The organism is Bradyrhizobium sp. 14AA, assembly GCF_054185205.1.
In genome coordinates, this window is record NZ_JAVAYM010000006.1 from 232,509 (window position 1) to 250,128 (window position 17,620).

A 17,620-nucleotide genomic window follows, 5' to 3' on the forward strand; every position below is an offset into this window, starting at 1 on the left:
GCAGCATTCATCCCTGACAAGGCTGATGGTGCTGAGCTAAAAACGATGCGCGGCATTGCTGGGCAGCGTCATGTCAGACGACGACAATTCTCCGATTTCGGCGCGCGCGGCGAAGCAGCTCTTCGCCGGGCTGAAAAGCGCGCCGGCGCTGGTGCTCGCGGTCTCCGGCGGACCCGACTCGGTCGCGCTGATGTGGCTTGCGGCGCGCTGGCAGCGCGGCCTCGCACGCGGCCCGCGTCTCACCGTCGTCACCGTCGATCACGGCCTGCGTCCGGAAGCGGCGCGCGAGGCGCGCGCGGTCAAGCGGCTGGCGACCGAGCTTGGCCTGCCGCACCGGACCCTGCGCTGGCGCGGTGCCAAGCCGAAGACGGGACTGCCTGCCGCGGCGCGCGAAGCCCGCTACCGGCTGCTCGCGGAGGCCGCGCGCAAGGCCGGCGCAAGCCATGTGTTGACCGCCCATACCCGCGACGACCAGGCCGAGACCCTCCTGATGCGCCTGCTCCGTGGCAGCGGACTTGCCGGGCTGTCGGCGATGGGCCGCCTCACGATGCGCGACGGCATCGTGCTGGCGCGTCCGCTGCTCGATGTCCCGAAGTCGCAGCTGATCGCGACCTTGAAGCGGGCGAAGATCGGCTTTGCCGACGATCCCACCAACCGCGATACCGCCTTCACCCGGCCGCGACTGCGCGCGCTGCTGCCGCGGCTCGCGGCCGAGGGCGGCGATGCCCGCACGCTGGTGCGGCTCGCAGGCAGGCTGGCGCGCGCCAATGCCGCGGTCGAGGTGCTGGCGGACGGCGCCGAGCGCTTCCTCCGTTTGCGGGATCGCGGCGATGCGCCGCAGGCGGGCGTTCGAAGCTTCGAAGCCGCGGCGTTCGCCGGCCTGCCGGAGGAGATCCGGCTGCGGCTCCTGCTGCGGGCCGTCAACGCGCTCGGGCATGAAGGGCCTGCGGAACTCGGCAAGGTCGAGACCCTGATGGCCGTGCTCGATCAGGCCCTCGCCGCAGGGCCGGGCGCAGCCGCAAATGGCCGGCCGGTGCTGAGGCAGACCCTTGCGGGAGCCTTGATCAGCCTTGCCGGCGGGCGTATCCACATTGCGCCGGCGCCGGCTCGCCGGCGCAAGGGCGGATAGGTCCGGATCAGTCCGAGAGGCCCGGACGAGGGCGGATCATGACACCGGCCATTTTGGCCCCCGCGCCGTCAGGACACCTTAACCAGGCAGGAAAAACCCCGGTCAGGTCGCCATTATTTCAGCGGGAATCGCTCTAAGATGGGCTAAATAGTCCCATCTCGTTCCCTTGGCAGCGGGCGAGGCGGCACCTAAATTGTATGCGTCTAACCGAGAGGATTCCTTGGGGATTTTCTCTAGCTTGCCCAAGTAACGCCCGAAGGTAACTCCTGAAGGACCAGGCCGCGATCCGCGCGACCACGAAGGAAGATCGATGAACGCCAATCTGCGCAATTTCGCCCTCTGGGTCATCATTGTCTTGCTGCTGTTGGCGTTGTTCACGCTCTTCCAGAATCCCGGTCAGCGCGCCTCCTCGCAGGACATCGCCTTTTCCCAGCTCCTGAGCGAAGTTGACCGCGGCAATGTGCGCGACGTCGTGATCCAGGGGCCGGATATCCACGGCACCTTCACCAACGGCTCCAGCTTCCAGACCTATGCGCCGAGCGACCCGACGCTGGTGAAGCGCCTCTATGACAGCAAGGTCCAGATCACCGCGAAGCCGCCGGGCGACAACGTGCCGTGGTTCGTCTCGCTGCTGGTCTCCTGGCTGCCCTTCATCGCGCTGATCGGCGTCTGGATCTTCCTGTCGCGGCAGATGCAGGGCGGCGCCGGCAAGGCGATGGGTTTTGGCAAGTCGCGTGCGAAAATGCTCACGGAAGCGCATGGCCGCGTCACCTTCGAGGACGTCGCCGGCGTGGACGAAGCCAAGCAGGACCTCCAGGAGATCGTCGAATTCCTCCGCGACCCCGGCAAATTCCAGCGCCTCGGCGGTCGCATTCCGCGCGGCGTGCTGCTGGTCGGCCCTCCCGGCACCGGTAAGACCCTGATCGCGCGTGCGGTCGCGGGCGAAGCCAACGTGCCGTTCTTCACCATTTCCGGTTCTGACTTCGTCGAGATGTTCGTCGGCGTCGGCGCCAGCCGCGTCCGCGACATGTTCGAGCAGGCCAAGAAGAACGCGCCCTGCATCATCTTCATCGACGAAATCGATGCCGTCGGTCGTCACCGCGGCGCCGGTCTCGGCGGCGGCAATGACGAGCGCGAGCAGACGCTGAACCAGCTGCTGGTCGAGATGGACGGCTTCGAGGCGAACGAGGGCGTGATCCTGATCGCCGCGACCAACCGTCCCGACGTGCTCGATCCCGCGCTGCTGCGTCCCGGCCGCTTCGACCGCCAGGTCGTGGTGCCCAATCCGGACGTCGTCGGCCGCGAGCAGATCCTCAAGGTGCATGTCCGCAAAGTTCCGCTGGCCCCCGATATCAACCTCAAGACCATCGCGCGCGGCACCCCCGGCTTCTCCGGCGCCGACCTGATGAACCTCGTCAACGAGGCCGCTTTGACCGCCGCCCGCCGCAACAAGCGCATGGTGACGCAGGCCGAGTTCGAGGAAGCCAAGGACAAGGTGATGATGGGCGCCGAGCGCAAGTCGCTCGTCATGACCGAGGAAGAGAAGCTCTTGACGGCCTATCACGAGGGCGGCCACGCCATCGTCGGCCTCAACGTCGTCGCGACCGACCCGATCCACAAGGCGACCATCATTCCGCGCGGCCGTGCGCTGGGCATGGTCATGCAGCTCCCAGAGCGCGACAAGCTGTCGATGTCTCTGGAGCAGATGACCTCGCGGCTTGCCATCATGATGGGCGGCCGCGTCGCCGAAGAGCTGATCTTCGGCCGCGAGAAGGTGACCTCGGGTGCGTCCTCCGACATCGAGCAGGCGACGCGTCTGGCGCGCATGATGGTGACGCGCTGGGGCCTGTCCGAAGCGCTTGGTACCGTCTCCTACGGCGAGAACCAGGACGAGGTTTTCCTGGGCATGTCGGTGTCGCGCACCCAGAACGCGTCGGAAGCGACGGTTCAGAAGATCGACACCGAGATCCGGCGTTTCGTGGAAGAGGGCTACAACGAAGCGACGCGCATTCTCACCGAGAAGCGCGCCGATCTCGAAGCGCTGGCCAAGGGCCTGCTCGAGTTCGAGACGCTGAGCGGCGACGAGATCGTCGATCTGCTCAAGGGCAAGAAGCCGAACCGCGAGTCCGTGCTCGAGCCGGCGACGCCGCGCGCCTCCGCCGTGCCCCCGGCCGGCAAGTCGCCGCGCCCACGGCCCGATGCCGATCCCGGCCTGGAGCCGCAGCCCCAGGCGTAAAGCGTCAGTGCGATGGCTGGTTATTCCGGCAAACCGTTAGTGCAAAAGCTCGGCATCAAGCCGGGCTTTTGTATTTTTGTGGATGGCCTCTCCACGGCCTATGGCGACATCATCGGTGAACTGCCGGCCGACGTGACAATCGCAAAGACCGCGAAGGCGCCGCTCGACATGGTGCATGTCTTCGCGACCGAAGCGAAAGGCTTCGCCGCCAGGCTGCGCGGCTATCGCAAGGCGATCGCGCCGGACGGGATGATCTGGGCCTCCTGGCCGAAGAAGGCGTCAGGCGTCGTGACTGATGTGACCGAGACGCTGGTGCGCGAGACCGCGCTCGCGAACGGCCTCGTCGATATCAAGGTCTGTGCCGTCGACGACGTCTGGTCCGGCCTGAAGCTCGTGATCCCCGTGAAGGACCGCGTGAAGCTCGCGCAATAGCACCGGCCCCGTAGAGGGACGCGCGCCATAGCCGCACATTCCGTCAATGCGAGCGCAACGAGGCAATCCAGGCGTTACCGCGGAGGGATCCTGATGACTTCGCTGCGCTCGCAATGACTTGTCGCCGCTGCGTAGGGTGGGCAAAGGCGCGTAGCGCCGTGCCCACCATTTCGCGGCCGTCGTGCCAGAACTGGTGGGCACGCTGTCGCTCCGCCCACACTACGATATCTCACTTCGGCGTTGCATCCTTCCGCCCGAGGAACCGCAGCACATCGTCGTTGAACTGCTCGGGATCCTGCAGGAACGAGAAGTGACTGACCTGCGGCTGGATCAACAGGCCGGCGCCCGGAATGTTCGCCGCCATGAACTCGGTGTTGTCGCGCTTGATCGCCTCGTCGTGGTCTCCGTCCACGATCCAGGTCGGGACCTTGATCGCCGCGAGGTCCGAGGCGGTCCATTTCGGCTGGCTCTCCCACATCCTGGTGATCTCGGCGACGAAGCTCTTGTACTCCGTCGGGGTCGGCGAGAGGCGCTTGTACTCTTCGCCGGCGCGCGCGATGTAGGCGTTGAAGACGTCGTTCGAGGCGATGTCGGCAACGCCCGACGGATCCGAGTTCGCGGCGAAGGCGAACAGCTTGCTCACCCGCTCCGGATGCTTCATGGCGATGTCGAGGCCGATGATCGCGCCGTCGCTCCAGCCGACGATCGCCGCCTTCCTGATCTTGAGATGGTCGAGCAGGGCGACCACGTCCGAGGCCATCAGATCGTAGCCATAGGGCTCCTGGTTGCGGCTGCTGCGCCCATGCCCGCGGCTTTCCATCACGATGACCTGATAGTGCCGTTGCAATGCGCGGACCTGATGGCCCCAATAATTGGCGTTGGCGAGACCGCCATGGAGCAACAGCACCGGCTCACCCCGGCCGTACACGGCGTACCAGACCTTGATGCCGTTGACGGGCGCAAGGCCGCTCTGCGTGGCCCTGGGCAATGTCGGCGTCGGCGGCAGGTTCAGCCATTGCGGCGCCGCATGCGCGGTGCTGATCGTGAGCGCGGCGAGAAGCGCTACGAAAAGATTGCGAAACACCATGATCTATACTCCTGTTCAAGCATCAGGCATTACCGCACGGTAACACGGATGCGTCAGCTCCTAAGGCGCTACAGATGTAGCGATCGCCGACACCGATAATGGTTGGAGTCGATGCCGATGTCATGGCATGCTCCCCCTCACAAAGGTGCGGCCCGACCGCACCGATAAAGGGGAGGGAGGCCAATGCGTCTTGCGACGGCATTGGGCGCGCTTGGCGCCGTTTCAATCCTGTTCCAGCCCGCCGCTTTTGCGGCCGAGATGCGCGGCGTCACCGCCACCGAGATCAAAATCGGCCAGACCATGCCCTACAGCGGCCCGGTCTCCGCCTTCGGCGCGCTCGGCAAGGGCGAGGTCGGCTATTTCAAAATGCTGAACGAGAAGGGCGGCATCAACGGCCGCAAGGTCAATCTGATCTCGCTCGACGACAGCTACGCGCCGCCGAAATCGGTCGAGCAGACCCGCCGCCTGGTCGAGAGCGACGAGGTCGCGCTGATCTTCTCCTCGATCGGCACCGCCCACAACACCGCGATCGCCAAATATCTCCAGTCCAAGAACGTGCCGCAGCTCTTCATCGGCTCCGGCGCCTCGAAATTCGCCGACATCGCGCAATATCCGCAGGCGACAATGGGCGTGCAGGCGCCGTTTCGCTACGAGGCGCGGCTCTATGCACGCTACGCGCTGGCGAAGAATTCGAACGCTAAATTCGCGGTGATCTCGCAGAACGATGATTACGGCCGCGATTATCTGGCCGGCCTCAAGGACGTACTCGGCGAGAAATACGAGTCAGTCGTCACCAACGCGACCTACGAGATCCAGGACCCGACCATCGATTCCCAGATCGTGAAGCTGAAGGCCTCCGGCGCCGACGTCTTCGTGATCGCAGCTACGCCGAAATTTGCCGCGCAAGCGATCCGCAAATCCTTCGAGATCAAATGGAGGCCCATGACCTTTCTCTCCAACGTCGCGGTGTGGACCTCGACCGTGATGGAGCCGGCGGGTCTCGAAGCCGGCACCGGCATTCTCTCGACCGCCTACGTGAAGGACCCCGACGATCCCGCCTGGAAGGACGATCCAGGTGTGAAGGGCTGGCGCGAGTTCATGACCAGATACGTGCCCGAGGCCGACCAGCACGACACCAACTACGTCAATGCCTACAACAGCGCAATGGCGCTGGAGGCGGTGCTGAAGGCCTGCGGCGATGATCTCTCGACCGAGAACATTTTGAAGCAGGCCTATGCGATCCGCGATCTCGAATTGCCGATGCTCCTCCCCGGCATCAAGGTGAACACCAGCCCGTCCGATCACGTTCCAGTGGATCAGATGCAGTTCATGCGCTTCAGCGGCAAGAGCTGGGAGCGTTTTGGCGAGTTGCAGACGGGGAATTGAAGGCATTGCTTCGCGCGCCCGGCCTGACCTGCGTCAGCGCCACGCCCGATATCGCCAGCAGCCCGCCGGCGATCAGCTTCGGCGTCATGTGCTCGCCGAGGAACAGCACGCTCGACATCAGGGCGAACACCGGAAGCAGCAGGCCGAACGGAGCGACGCGGCCCATGGAGCAGCGACCGATCAGCCAGAACCAGAGGCCGAACCCCAAAATGCCGCCGATGAAGATCGTGTAGGCGAGGGCCAGCCAGCCGATCTCATTCGCCGTGACGAGGCTCGCCATCTGTCCATGCTCGAGCAGCAGCGACATCACCAGGACCTGCGGTACCGTGAGCAGCGACGACCACCCCATCAGCATCAGGGGATCGAACGGGCCATGGCGTTTGGTCAGGACGTTGGACACCGCAAAGGCGAAGGCGGCTCCGACCACCAGCAGCAGCGGAAGCGCGTTTGCCGAGAGGCCAGGTCCCGCTGCCAGCACGACCACGCCACCAAAGGCAAGCAGCACGCCGGCCGATGTCGTGAGAGACGGCCTCTCGGCGAGCAGCGGCCAAGCCAACAAGACGGTGAAGGGCGTGGCGAGTTGATATGCGACGGCCGACAGGCTTCCCGAGCCGAGCCTGAGGCCGACATAGAACAGCCCGAAGTTCAGGCCGCCAAGGAAGATCGAAATGGCTGCGACAGGGCCGACCTGTTGACGCGTCGGCCTGTTGACGAACGGAACGAGCAGCAGCGCGATGGCCAGGAAGCGCAGTGCGAGGAAGAAGAGGGGCGGAAACTCCGTGACGCCCACTTTGATGACCACGAACTGGTAACCCCAGAGCAGTGGAACGGCCACCGCGCAGACGATCTGGATGGCGGACATGGCATTCTTCCTTTCAAGACCGATCAGTCCAAATATCGACCCGCCGATTGCGGAAGTCGTCCGTGAGGTGTCTACCTGATGAAGCGGTCGAGAAGGGCGTCGGCGGTCGCCTGCGACGTGGTCCGTGCCGGCGCCGTCTTGCCGACCACGCGCAGCCCTTCGACGAAACAGACGAGAATTTTCGCGGCACTCGGAGGCTCGACACGATCGGCCAACTTGCCCGCCGCCTTCGCACGGGACAATGCATCTGCCACCCGGGCCTCCATGGCCTTGAAGAAGCCCGTGACGCGGCGAGCGACTTCGGCATCCCGGCCGGCCAGCTCCATGGCCGTGGCCACCAGCAGGCATCCGCGCCTGCCATTGGCGCCGCTCGTGCGGTCGACGTAACCCGCAAGATAGGCCCGCAGGCCCTCGACCGGATCCCTGCCGGGGGCCATTTCGACATCCATCCGCGTCACGGCATCCGCAATGTAGCGATCAAGCGCACGCAGGAAGAGCGCGTGCTTGTCGCCGAAAGCGGCGTAGAGGCTGCCACGGGAGAGCCGGGTCGCGCGGAGCAGGTCCGGGAGCGCAGTGGCGTGATAGCCGCGCGACCAGAACACCCCCATCGCGCGTTCGACCGCGGCTTCGACGTCGAAGCTTCGGGGGCGGCCACGCGGCAACTGCACTGCGGTTTGGCGGCTCATGGCTAATATATAGACCAATCGGTCTTTAAATCGCAAGGATCAAATCGCAGCGGATCGAATTGCAAGTGATCGCCTCGGCCAAACGGTGAAATAAACGGAGGGCCTGCTCCGTTACGCCCATTTCCGTGGGAGTCGCGTCCTCACCTCGACGGCGCCGCAGCCGAGCCTGCCGCGTCGTCCCGCACGTGGACCACGGCGATGTCATCCGCATAGATGCGCTTCCAGCCCTTGAGCTGATCGAGGATCTGCGGGCCCGGCGCGTCGGCGGGCAGGAGCGTTGCGTCGATCTTGTAGTCATCCAACAGGCGCGGAAGCAGCGCGGGCTTCTTGCCCTCCGTGGCCTTGAAGAAGTCCATGACGAAATTTTCGCCGTAGAGCTCGGCGCGGCCGTCGACATAGACGGGAATGTCGCGCGAGATCAGATAGCCGCCGAACTGATAGGCGTTGAAGATCCGCCGGGCCTTGTGTTGCTCGAGCAGGTCGACCGCCGCAACCGGCGTCTGGACCGTCGTGAAGGTGAAGCGGTGCTGTCCCGTATAGAGCAAGGTCAAGGTCAAGCTTGCCGCCACGATCATCAGCGCGCCTGTTGCGGTGACATAGCGGGCCGGCTGGCGGTCGGTGTCGGTGGCGTCCGGCCGTGCGCGCATCTGGCCGAGCGGTTTCGCCAGCACCAGCGGCACCAGGAAGGCAAAGGCCTCGACGCTCCTGACATGGGTCAGCGCGCTCCAGGTCAGGAACAGGATCAGGAAGATCCGGGGCGCCGAGAGCACGAGGCCGCGGTAGTAGCCGAACGCGATCAGGCCGAGCAGCGCACCTTCGAACGAGGAGAAAGTGGCGAAATTCGCCGGCATCCATTCGAAGATCAGCGACAGCAACTCGCCGAGGCTGAGAATCTTGGTCGCGCCCAGCAGCGTCCCCCAGCCGTAAGGCGTGAGGCAGCTCGCGATCAATGCGCCGATGCCGAACAGCACCCAGCACATGAACAGCTGAAGCCGTCGTCCCTTCTCGGCGTGCTCGACCGCCTCGAGCGAGATCGGACCGATCAGCGCGAGGCCGAGCACGAAGCCGCCATGCAGGTTGGCCCAGAGCACCATCAGCGGCAGCCAGTACCAGGACGGCGCGCTCCTGCGGTCGGCAGCCTCCATCAGCAGGCCGACCCACGCCACCATGACGGGCAGCGCCAGAATGTGCGGACGCGCCAGGACATGATGCAGCGACAGCAGCAGGGCCAGCATCGCAAACAGCACTGCGTGCGGCGCCTCGATCTGCGCATCGAGCAGATGGACGAGGATGGCGACCGTGAGCGCGACGGCCATCGCGGTGAGGATGACGGGACCTGCCCATTCCCATTGCGAATAGGAGAAGGCGAACAGCACCTGCGACAGCCACGACGTCGAAATCCACGGCGCGCCCGTCCGTGTGAAGGAATAGAAATCCGTTGTGGGAAGGGCGCCGTGATCGAGGATCCATCGCCCGATCTTGATCTGCCAGAACGAGTCGGAGTCCTGCAGCAGCGTGTCGCCGACATAGAGGAAGAACAGATAGGCGCCCGCTCCGACGCATAGCGGCACCAAAGCTCGCGCGCGGCTCGGCGTTGCGATGTCGTTGGCAAGGGAAAGGGACATCCGCCTCGTCGTCCTGTCGGTCATGTTGGCTGGTCGAGCCATTGGACCATGGCGGTCATAACTTCGGGTAAACCGGCAGATCCGGACAATTTAACGGATTGTTTTGGATTTCGGTTTACCATCGGCGAATACACGCAAACCGCTCCGTGTTTGCGCAGTCGAATTAACTGCGGCGCAATTCTTTGCCCCTACGTTCGGTTCCATGGTCGGGCGGCGCTGGGAAGCCGAAAAGACCAGATCAGTTGTAGCCTCGTGTACCATTTGGAGCACTCTATGAAGAACCTCGTTGCGCGCTTTGTGAAGGATGAATCCGGCGCCACCGCCATCGAATACGGCCTGATCGCCGCCGGCATCGCGCTGGCGATCATTACCGTCGTCAACAACCTCGGCACCACGCTGAACACCAAGTTCACCTCGATCTCGACCAGCCTCAAGTAAGGTCGGACGAACCGAGAGTTTAAAGAGCCTCGTCTCGGACGAGGCTCTTTTCTTTTGTGCAAGGCGCTTTCAGCCGACGATCGCCTCATGAATGAGGTCGCAGCCTCGCTGCGAGAAATCTGACCTTCGTGATGGCAGGCCCGCCCAGGCAGGTGTCTCGAACGATCCCCGGCGGTCTTGACCATGTCTCACCACACAGACGCAGCAAGGCACTCGCCGCCCTGCTCGGGCCGCGAGTGCTAACGCCTCATTCGTGGCTTACTGTGACGCGGAGGGAAGCCTCGCCGGTGCGTCGTCGCGGACGTGAACCACGGCGATGTCATCCTTGTAGATCCGCTTCCAGCCCGGCAAATGGTCCATGATCCTCGACGCCGGGACCGTGGTGTTCAACAGCGTCGCGTCGATCCGGTAGGTATCAAGCAGACGCAGCAGGGTTTCCACGTTCTTGCCCTCGACGGCGTCGAAATAGTCGAGCACGAACTGCTCGCCATACAGCTCGGCGCGGCCATCGATGAAGGTCTTGACGTTGCGGCTGATCAGATAGCCGCCGATCGGAGCGGTGCTGAAGATCCGCTGCGCGTGCCGCTGTTCGAGCAGGTCGACCGCGGCCGCCGGGGACTGGTTGCCGATGAAGGCGTACCGGTACGGCGTGGCATAGGACCGCGTGATGCTCCAGCCGGCCGCGACGATCGCGAGCGCCGCGATTGCGGTCAGTGCAAAGGAAGACCGCCCTTCGACGCCCCTGAGTGCCACGGCTCTCGTCATCCCAAAATGTTCGGCGAACGGTTTTGCCAGCACGAGCGGCGTCAACAGCGCAAAGGCCTCGATGTTTCTGACGTGGTTGAGTGCCGCCCAGACGAGGCCAAGCAACAGAAGAATGCGGGTCCAGGTCAGCACCACGCCGCTGTAATAGCCGAAGGCGATCAATCCGAGCAGGCTGGCGCCGAAGAAATCGAGCGAGCTGAAGTCGGCGGGCATCCACTCCCAGATCATCGAGAGCAGCTTGCCGAGGCTGAGGATCTTCGTCGATGCGAGCGGCGTGTTCCAGCCATAGGGCGTGCAGCAGCTTGCGGCAAGCGCGGCAAGCCCGAACAACGCCCAACGCGCCGCGAGCGCAAATCGATCCTTGCGATCGGCGGAGGCGATCGCATCGAGGCCAACGGCTCCGATCAGCGCCAGGCCCATGACGAAGCCGCCGTGAAGATTGGCCCACAGCGCCATCAAGGGCAGCAGCAGCCAGGAGGGCGCGGCGCGCCGGTCGGCGGCCGCCAGCAGCCCGCCGACGAAGGCCACCATGACAGGCAGGGCCAGCATGTGCGGACGCGCGAGAACATGGCCCATCGACATGAAGAGCAGCGGCGTGACGAGCACAAAGGCGCGCGCAGGCTCCAGATAGGGCTCGATCAGGTAAACGAAGATCGCCGCGGCCGCTCCGACCGCGAGCGACGTCAGGATAACCGGTCCCGCCCAGTTCGACGGTTCGTAGACCAGCGCGAACAGGACTTGCGACAGCCAGGAGCTCGAGATCCAGGGTTCGCCGGCCCGCGTGAATGAATAGATGTCGGTGGTGGGCATCGCGTGGTGTTCGAGAATCCACTGCCCGATCTTGATCTGCCACAGCGTGTCGGAGTCCCGCAGCATGATGTCGCCGACGCCGAGGAAGAACAGGTAGACGCCGGCGCCGATGCAGAGTGGCAAGATCCAGCGCGCAACGCCGCGGGCGGGAACGCTGCTTGTAATGGAAACTGACATTGAGCTCTCGGGGTTGGATCGACCACGCGCAACGGCGCGTCCGCACCTCAGCATGACCGCTTTTAAGTTGGGGTAAACCGGACCGGTTTGCCGTGGCCGCGCGGCGCAAGGATGCGTTTACTTCCTGCTCGCGTGCAGCCCGGAGTTGCGAGGCGTTTGTATGCTCATTTGCAGCTTGTCATTCGTCCTGAATAGTTGTTCAGTCCTTGCGGGGCGATTTGCAGTGATTTGAGTGACGAAGCGTTCGGCCGCAGGGCGTGCGGCTGGCGTGTGTGGGACAGGAAGCGCGCCATGGTTTATCGGCGGACGCATCAAGTGGTTAAGCGCCTTGCGGCCAGGCGCAGTGCGATACTCGCGGCGGCGCGGGAGGCTGCGGCGGAAGGCGGGATGGCGGCGGTGCAGATCGCGCCGGTCGCGGTCCGGGCCAATGTGGCCGCCGGCACGGTCTACCGTTACTTCCCCTCCAAGGCCGAGCTGATCTCCGAATTGATTGCGGAGGTATCCCGCGACGAGCTCTCGGCGATCCGCCGGGCGGCCGATGCCGCGCCGGGGCCGTCCTCGGCGCTGGCGGCCGCCGTCACCACCGTCGCGGTCCATACCCTGTCGCAGCGCAGGCTCGCCTGGGGCATCCTGGCCGAGCCTGTCGATGTCGACGTGAGCGCCTCGCGCCTCGCCAGCCGGCGCGAGATCGCCGGCGAGATCGCCTCGCGGATCGACGCCGCCGTGCGCGCCGGTCATTTGCCGGCGCAGGATACCGCGCTCGCCGCCACCGCGCTGCTCGGCGCGCTGCACGAGGCCCTGGTCGGGCCGCTCGCGCCTGACAATCTCGATGATACCGTCAAGATGCGCGACGCGGTGCAGACCGTGACGCTGTTGGCGTTGCGCGCCGTCGGTGTCATGGACGCCCGCGCCCGCGGTCTCGTGGTGCAGCAGACGCTGCTGCCGACGGCGAAGGCGCTGGTCGGGGCGTAAAAATCGTCGCGCGATGGAGGCGGAGGCCTCACGGCGATCAGGTCATTGCCGGAACACGCCTTTTCGAAAAACCGCAGCAAATTCGCCGGACGGCCCGGCTACTGTGCATGGGGTTGTTTTCGACTTTTTTGTTTGGCGCGTTCCGGCGGAGCTAGATATTCGCCTCGCCCTCGGGGCCGACCGAGGCGATCCGCACCATGTTGGTGGTGCCGGGGATGCCGAGCGGCACGCCGGCGACGATGATCACGCGCTGGCCGGCGCGGACGAAGCCGTCCCGGAACGCGATCTGCCCGGCGCGGCCGACCATGTCGTCCTGGTCGCGCGCATCTTCCGCCACCACGCAATGCACCCCCCAGACGACGGCGAGCCGGCGGCCTGCCGTGACGTTGGGCGTGATCGCCACGATCGGCGGCTTCGGCCGCTCGCGCGCCACCCGCACCGCGGTCGAGCCCGATGAGGTCCAGCAGATCAAGGCGGGCAGGTCGAGCGTCTCGGCGATCTGCCGCGCGGCGTCCGCGATGGCATCGCCGGCGGTGGATTCAGGTGCCGGCCGCTGGGCCAGGATCACCGAGCGATAGGTCGGGTCACGCTCGACCTCCTCGCCGATGCGGTTCATGGTCGAGACCGCCTCGACCGGGAATTTGCCGGCCGCCGATTCCGCCGACAGCATGATGGCGTCGGCGCCTTCATAGACGGCGGTGGCGACGTCGGAGACCTCGGCGCGGGTCGGCACCGGCGACTGGATCATGGATTCCAGCATCTGGGTCGCGATCACCACCGGCTTGCCGGCGCGGCGCGCCATCCGCGTCATCTGCTTCTGCAGGCTCGGCACGCGCTCCAGCGGCAGTTCGACGCCGAGGTCGCCGCGCGCCACCATCAGCGCGTCGGAGGCCTCGATGATGTCGGCGAGGCGATCGATCGCCTGCGGCTTCTCGATCTTGGCCATCACGGCGGCGCGGCCGCGGATCATCTTCTTGGCCTCGAGCACGTCGTCGGCGCGCTGCACGAAGGACAGCGCGATCCAGTCGACGCCGGTGACGAGCGCAGCCTCGAGGTCGGCGCGGTCCTTCGGCGTCATCGCCGAGACCGGCAGATCGGTGTCGGGCAGGCTGACGCCCTTGCGGTCGGACATTCGGCCGCCGACCACGACGCGGGTCACCGCGTGCTCTTTCGAGGTTTCTTCGGCGATCAGGCGCACCTTGCCGTCGTCGAGCAGCAGCGAATGGCCCGGCCTGAGCGCAGCCAGGATCTCCGGATGCGGGAGATTGACGCGGGTGGCATCGCCCGGCGTCTTGTCGGAATCCAGCGTAAAGATCTGGCCGTTCTGGAGCTGCACCGCGCCTTCCGCGAACGCGCCGAGCCGGAGCTTCGGGCCCTGGAGGTCGACCAGGATGCCGATCGGCCGGCCGTAGCTCGACTCGACGTTGCGGATCGTCGCCACCAGCTCCCGCATCTTGTCATGCGGGGTGTGGCTCATGTTGATGCGGAACAGGTCGGCGCCGGCCTCGAACAGGCGGCGGATCATCGCGAGGTCTGAAGAGGCGGGTCCCAGGGTCGCGAGAATCTTGATACGGCGAAGACGCCTCATGGCTTATTTCCAGACGGGGGTGGCAGGCCGGGCGAGCCCGGGGGCGTAGCACCGGGCGGGCCATTGGGCAAACCCGGAACGCCGCCCGGGCCAACCGGGCCGGGCAGGCCAGGCACGCGCTGCTGCGCCGGCTGTTCGTTGGCATCGGTGAGCTGCACCGTCCAGGCGCGCTGCTCGCCGGTGTCGACCTCGAAATAGCCGGTCCGGTCGTAGCCACGCGCCAGGCAATCCTCGGTGCCGCGGATGGTGAATTCCTTGTCGCGCGAACACATGAAGGCCTGGCCCGACCATTCGCCGCCGCGGTCATAGTCGATGGCGTAGATGTAATAATAGCGGGCGACCAGCGTGCCCCGCAGCAGGGTCTCGCAGGAGCGGGACGAGATGTTCCACCAGCCCTCGGTGGTCCAGCCCTCGGCGTCCTTGTAGCCCAGCGCGATGCCGACCCGGCTCGAGGTGTTGTTGCACAGGCGGAAATCGGCGGAGGCCGGGCTGGCCCAGAGGCACAGCAGGCCAACCACCAGCACCGGGACCAACCGGGCGAGCAGGCGAAGGGGGGAGCGGGGAGATTCGGCGATCATTGTCGCGGAACGTATACCAGATGATTGACGATTTGGCGTAGGGCCGGGGAACCGCCCCGAGGGCTGGGTTCAGCCCGTTTGCGCCGCGATGTGGCAAAATCTGTGACAGGACCCCACCTGATCCCGTAAGGGTGACCGCCATCGGGGGCAGGGCCAATTCAGGCCTAAGGGATCCAGCCATGGCAATCGACGACAAAACCAGAACGGAGCTCGAGGCGGCCGCTTTCCGCCGCCTGGTCGATCATTTGCGCGGCAGGACGGATGTCCAGAACATCGACCTGATGAATCTGGCGGGCTTTTGCCGCAACTGCCTGTCGAACTGGCTCAAGGACGCCGCCGACGCCCAAGGCGTCGCGTTGAGCAAGGACGAGAGTCGCGAGGCCGTCTACGGCATGCCCTACGAGACCTGGAAGTCCAAGTACCAGGGCACGGCCACGCCTGAGCAGATCGAGGCGATGAAGAAGGTCCATCCCCACGGGCATTAATCGGCGCCGGCGGGCATCGCCTGAGTCGCATCACACAACAGCTTTCTTCTGCCCCCCGCAGGAAGGTGTGGGCGCGCTGTGGACGAGCGCGATGCTGCCTTGAACGCGGTGGGCGGCGACCCTAAGGGTCTACCCAGCACGCGCGGTGAGGGATGCCGGCGTCACCTCGTTTTGCCAGTTCCATTTGGAGTACCAAGATGGCCACCACCGCCGCCGTCCGCGACGACGAGCCCGCGACGAAATTTGCCAAGGACCAGCTCAAATCCATCATCGAGCGCATCGAGCGGCTGGAGGAAGAGAAGAAGGCGATCTCCGACGACATCCGCGACGTCTATGCCGAGAGCAAGGGCAACGGCTACGACGTCAAGGCTCTGCGCACCATCGTGCGCCTGCGCAAGCAGGACCCCAACGAGCGCGCCGAGGCCGAGACCATTCTCGAGACCTACATGCAGGCGCTGGGGATGCTCTGAAGGCGACAGGACCCGCCTCACCCGTAAGAGTACCTCGCCGGGCCGCAATTTGCGGGGCCCGCGCTTGGGCAAAATCCGCTCATCTGCTAAAGTGCTCGGTGAAGGGACCGAGCAATGGATGTGCCTGGACCAGAGCGCAGGCTCGCCGCGGTCCTCGCCGCTGACATGGTCGGCTTTAGTCGGCTCATGGAGGTCGACGAGGGCGGCACGCTCGCGCGCCTCAAGACCCACCGGATCGAGCTCATCGATCCGGCGATTGCCAAAAATCACGGCCGCATCATCAAGACGACGGGCGACGGCATGCTCGTCGAATTCCACAGCGTCGTCGACGCAGTGCTGTGCGCCACTGAAATTCAGAGCCGGATGGGGCGCCGCAACGCCGATGTCCCGCCGCCGCGATGGATACAATTCCGCATCGGTATCAATCTGGGCGACGTGATCGTCGATCAGAACGACATTTTCGGCGACGGCGTCAACGTCGCGGCACGGTTGGAGACACTGGCCGAGCCTGGAGGCATCTGCATCTCAAGCGCGGTGCGCGACCAGCTGGGCCAGCGCCTCGAAGGAGTTGCCTTCGAAGATATCGGCGAGCAGAACGTCAAGAACATCGCGCGTTCCATCCGCGTCTACCGGATTCGATTGGAGGATGCGCCCGCCGGCGCGACGGGCGCTGCAAAGGCGACTGGCAAGTCGAAGAAGCCGTCAATCGCCGTGCTGCCGTTCGCCAATATGAGCGGCGATCCGGAACAGGAGTTCTTTGCGGACGGTTTGACCGAAGACATCATTACGGAGCTTTCACGCTTCCACGACCTGCTGGTGATCTCGCGCAACTCGACCTTCGTGTACAAGGGAAAGTCGGTCAAGGTGCAGGATGTCGGCCGCGAATTCGGTGTCGATTACGTCATCGAGGGAAGCGTGAGAAAGGCCGGGGACCGTGTCCGCGTCACCGTGCAGCTGATCGATGCGGAGACCGATCGGCATATTTGGGCCGAGCGCTACGACGGCGAGCTCAAGGACATCTTCGCTATCCAGGACGAGATGACCCGGGCGATTGTCGCCACGCTGCCCGGCCGTGTCGAGGCCGCCACGCACGATCGGGCCAACCGCAAGCCGACGGACAACATGGCGGCTTATGAATGCGTGCTGGCCGCAAAGACCCTGCACCATCGCTCCAATCGCGAAGACAATGCGCGTGCGCGACTTCTGCTCGAGCGGGCACTCGAACTCGACGCGAACTATGCTCACGCGCATGCGTGGAAGGCCTGCGTCCTGGGCCAGAGCTGGGTCTACAGCTGGTGCGCGGATCGCGACGCCACCTTCGAACAGGTGGCGTCAGAGCTGGAGACCGCGCTGGTCCTCGACGACAATGACAGCGACGTCCACCGCATCCTCGCGGCACTCAATCTGAACCGCGACGACCATGACAAGGCCACCTACCATCAGGAGCGTGCGCTCGCGCTCAACCCGAACTATGACCTCGTGGTGGTGCAGCAGGGCGAATTGCTGACCTGGCTGGGAAGGCCGGAGGAGGGCATCGACTGGATCAAGAAGGCGATGCGGCTCAACCCGTATCACCCGGAACGGTTCTGGAGCCATCTCGGGCGGGCCTATTACTGTGCCGAGAAATACGCCGAAGCCGCCGAAGCCTTCTCGAGGATCTCACGCCCCGATCACACCCATCACGCGTTCCTTGCGGGGATCTTTGCGCAAATGGGCAACGCGGTGGCTGCCGGCGCGCACGCGGCCGAAGTTCTCAAGCGTGAACCGGCATTTTCGGTGGCCAGTCATCTTTCGACCCAGCACTATAAGCGGGACGTCGATCGTCAGCGCTATGAGGCAGGCCTTCTCCGGGCGGGCCTGCCGGCTTGATCTGGCGCACAGCGGAGACCGATTG

General features: G+C 65.0%; 16 protein-coding genes. 9 read left to right on the forward strand and 7 right to left on the reverse strand.

Annotated elements, in window-relative coordinates; translation table 11 throughout:
* The first annotated feature begins 70 nt into the window (after positions 1-70).
* The 3 genes from tilS to RAD15_RS14335 all read left to right on the forward strand — a co-directional run bounded on the left by tilS (position 71) and on the right by RAD15_RS14335 (position 3,797).
* Positions 71-1,129, forward strand: a complete 1,059-nt coding sequence (gene tilS / locus RAD15_RS14325; RefSeq protein ID WP_458178416.1) for a tRNA lysidine(34) synthetase TilS — start codon at positions 71-73, stop codon at positions 1,127-1,129.
* Between the two features lie 310 nt (positions 1,130-1,439).
* Positions 1,440-3,365, forward strand: a complete 1,926-nt coding sequence (ftsH, locus tag RAD15_RS14330) for an ATP-dependent zinc metalloprotease FtsH (protein ID WP_458178418.1) — start codon at positions 1,440-1,442, stop codon at positions 3,363-3,365.
* A 12-nt stretch (positions 3,366-3,377) separates the two neighbouring features.
* A complete protein-coding gene (locus RAD15_RS14335; RefSeq protein ID WP_458178420.1) occupies positions 3,378-3,797 on the forward strand; it encodes a DUF3052 domain-containing protein in 420 nt (139 codons plus the stop codon).
* A 229-nt stretch (positions 3,798-4,026) separates the two neighbouring features.
* On the opposite strand, the gene RAD15_RS14340 is transcribed toward RAD15_RS14335, so the two are convergent.
* Complete coding sequence (locus RAD15_RS14340) at positions 4,027-4,884, reverse strand: alpha/beta fold hydrolase (RefSeq protein WP_458178422.1); 858 nt, start codon at positions 4,882-4,884, stop codon at positions 4,027-4,029.
* Between the two features lie 183 nt (positions 4,885-5,067).
* Here RAD15_RS14340 and RAD15_RS14345 point away from each other — a divergent pair, with 183 nt between their 5' ends.
* The gene (locus RAD15_RS14345; protein ID WP_458178424.1) at positions 5,068-6,270 is read left to right on the forward strand and encodes an ABC transporter substrate-binding protein; all 1,203 of its coding nucleotides are present in this window, start codon (positions 5,068-5,070) and stop codon (positions 6,268-6,270) included.
* Here RAD15_RS14345 and RAD15_RS14350 read toward each other — a convergent pair.
* From RAD15_RS14350 to RAD15_RS14360, 3 genes are all read right to left on the reverse strand, one after another.
* A complete protein-coding gene (locus tag RAD15_RS14350) occupies positions 6,221-7,132 on the reverse strand; it encodes a DMT family transporter (protein ID WP_458178426.1) in 912 nt (303 codons plus the stop codon). The two genes, RAD15_RS14345 and RAD15_RS14350, sit on opposite strands and share 50 nt — an antisense overlap.
* A gap of 71 nt (positions 7,133-7,203) precedes the next feature.
* On the reverse strand, positions 7,204-7,818 hold the full coding sequence (locus RAD15_RS14355; protein WP_458178585.1) for a TetR/AcrR family transcriptional regulator: 615 nt from the start codon (positions 7,816-7,818) through the stop codon (positions 7,204-7,206).
* A gap of 140 nt (positions 7,819-7,958) precedes the next feature.
* Positions 7,959-9,443 (reverse strand): hypothetical protein, encoded by a 1,485-nt coding sequence (locus tag RAD15_RS14360; protein WP_458178428.1) that lies wholly within the window; start codon positions 9,441-9,443, stop codon positions 7,959-7,961.
* Positions 9,444-9,716: 273 nt separating this feature from the next.
* Here RAD15_RS14360 and RAD15_RS14365 point away from each other — a divergent pair, with 273 nt between their 5' ends.
* A complete protein-coding gene (locus RAD15_RS14365) occupies positions 9,717-9,881 on the forward strand; it encodes a Flp family type IVb pilin (RefSeq protein ID WP_027545569.1) in 165 nt (54 codons plus the stop codon).
* Positions 9,882-10,139: 258 nt separating this feature from the next.
* Here the strand turns inward: RAD15_RS14365 and RAD15_RS14370 are convergent, their stop codons facing one another.
* Positions 10,140-11,633 (reverse strand): hypothetical protein, encoded by a 1,494-nt coding sequence (locus RAD15_RS14370; RefSeq protein ID WP_458178431.1) that lies wholly within the window; start codon positions 11,631-11,633, stop codon positions 10,140-10,142.
* A 291-nt stretch (positions 11,634-11,924) separates the two neighbouring features.
* Here RAD15_RS14370 and RAD15_RS14375 point away from each other — a divergent pair, with 291 nt between their 5' ends.
* Positions 11,925-12,605, forward strand: a complete 681-nt coding sequence (locus RAD15_RS14375; RefSeq protein WP_458178433.1) for a helix-turn-helix domain-containing protein — start codon at positions 11,925-11,927, stop codon at positions 12,603-12,605.
* A 151-nt stretch (positions 12,606-12,756) separates the two neighbouring features.
* Here the strand turns inward: RAD15_RS14375 and pyk are convergent, their stop codons facing one another.
* Both pyk and RAD15_RS14385 read right to left on the reverse strand, forming a co-directional pair.
* The gene (pyk, locus tag RAD15_RS14380) at positions 12,757-14,193 is read right to left on the reverse strand and encodes a pyruvate kinase (protein ID WP_458178435.1); all 1,437 of its coding nucleotides are present in this window, start codon (positions 14,191-14,193) and stop codon (positions 12,757-12,759) included.
* On the reverse strand, positions 14,190-14,771 hold the full coding sequence (locus RAD15_RS14385; RefSeq protein ID WP_458178437.1) for a DUF1036 domain-containing protein: 582 nt from the start codon (positions 14,769-14,771) through the stop codon (positions 14,190-14,192). The genes pyk and RAD15_RS14385 overlap by 4 nt, the downstream gene beginning before the upstream one ends.
* A 179-nt stretch (positions 14,772-14,950) precedes the next feature.
* Here RAD15_RS14385 and RAD15_RS14390 point away from each other — a divergent pair, with 179 nt between their 5' ends.
* The 3 genes from RAD15_RS14390 to RAD15_RS14400 all read left to right on the forward strand — a co-directional run bounded on the left by RAD15_RS14390 (position 14,951) and on the right by RAD15_RS14400 (position 17,595).
* Entirely contained in the window at positions 14,951-15,256 is a 306-nt protein-coding gene (locus tag RAD15_RS14390) for a DUF1244 domain-containing protein (protein WP_458178439.1), read from the forward strand.
* A 197-nt stretch (positions 15,257-15,453) separates the two neighbouring features.
* Positions 15,454-15,726, forward strand: a complete 273-nt coding sequence (locus RAD15_RS14395) for a DUF2312 domain-containing protein (protein ID WP_097659825.1) — start codon at positions 15,454-15,456, stop codon at positions 15,724-15,726.
* A 114-nt stretch (positions 15,727-15,840) separates the two neighbouring features.
* The gene (locus tag RAD15_RS14400; protein WP_458178441.1) at positions 15,841-17,595 is read left to right on the forward strand and encodes an adenylate/guanylate cyclase domain-containing protein; all 1,755 of its coding nucleotides are present in this window, start codon (positions 15,841-15,843) and stop codon (positions 17,593-17,595) included.
* The last annotated feature ends 25 nt before the right edge of the window (positions 17,596-17,620 follow it).

What these genes read in the sequence shown, in the direction of transcription:
- tilS (WP_458178416.1), top strand. Translation starts at nt 71, where the DNA reads ATGTCAGACGACGACAATTCTCCGATTTCGGCGCGCGCGGCGAAGCAG.
- ftsH (WP_458178418.1), top strand. Translation starts at nt 1,440, where the DNA reads ATGAACGCCAATCTGCGCAATTTCGCCCTCTGGGTCATCATTGTCTTG.
- RAD15_RS14335 (WP_458178420.1), top strand. Translation starts at nt 3,378, where the DNA reads ATGGCTGGTTATTCCGGCAAACCGTTAGTGCAAAAGCTCGGCATCAAG.
- RAD15_RS14340 (WP_458178422.1), bottom strand. Translation starts at nt 4,884, where the DNA reads ATGGTGTTTCGCAATCTTTTCGTAGCGCTTCTCGCCGCGCTCACGATC.
- RAD15_RS14345 (WP_458178424.1), top strand. Translation starts at nt 5,068, where the DNA reads ATGCGTCTTGCGACGGCATTGGGCGCGCTTGGCGCCGTTTCAATCCTG.
- RAD15_RS14350 (WP_458178426.1), bottom strand. Translation starts at nt 7,132, where the DNA reads ATGTCCGCCATCCAGATCGTCTGCGCGGTGGCCGTTCCACTGCTCTGG.
- RAD15_RS14355 (WP_458178585.1), bottom strand. Translation starts at nt 7,818, where the DNA reads ATGAGCCGCCAAACCGCAGTGCAGTTGCCGCGTGGCCGCCCCCGAAGC.
- RAD15_RS14360 (WP_458178428.1), bottom strand. Translation starts at nt 9,443, where the DNA reads ATGTCCCTTTCCCTTGCCAACGACATCGCAACGCCGAGCCGCGCGCGA.
- RAD15_RS14365 (WP_027545569.1), top strand. Translation starts at nt 9,717, where the DNA reads ATGAAGAACCTCGTTGCGCGCTTTGTGAAGGATGAATCCGGCGCCACC.
- RAD15_RS14370 (WP_458178431.1), bottom strand. Translation starts at nt 11,633, where the DNA reads ATGTCAGTTTCCATTACAAGCAGCGTTCCCGCCCGCGGCGTTGCGCGC.
- RAD15_RS14375 (WP_458178433.1), top strand. Translation starts at nt 11,925, where the DNA reads ATGGTTTATCGGCGGACGCATCAAGTGGTTAAGCGCCTTGCGGCCAGG.
- pyk (WP_458178435.1), bottom strand. Translation starts at nt 14,193, where the DNA reads ATGAGGCGTCTTCGCCGTATCAAGATTCTCGCGACCCTGGGACCCGCC.
- RAD15_RS14385 (WP_458178437.1), bottom strand. Translation starts at nt 14,771, where the DNA reads ATGATCGCCGAATCTCCCCGCTCCCCCCTTCGCCTGCTCGCCCGGTTG.
- RAD15_RS14390 (WP_458178439.1), top strand. Translation starts at nt 14,951, where the DNA reads ATGGCAATCGACGACAAAACCAGAACGGAGCTCGAGGCGGCCGCTTTC.
- RAD15_RS14395 (WP_097659825.1), top strand. Translation starts at nt 15,454, where the DNA reads ATGGCCACCACCGCCGCCGTCCGCGACGACGAGCCCGCGACGAAATTT.
- RAD15_RS14400 (WP_458178441.1), top strand. Translation starts at nt 15,841, where the DNA reads ATGGATGTGCCTGGACCAGAGCGCAGGCTCGCCGCGGTCCTCGCCGCT.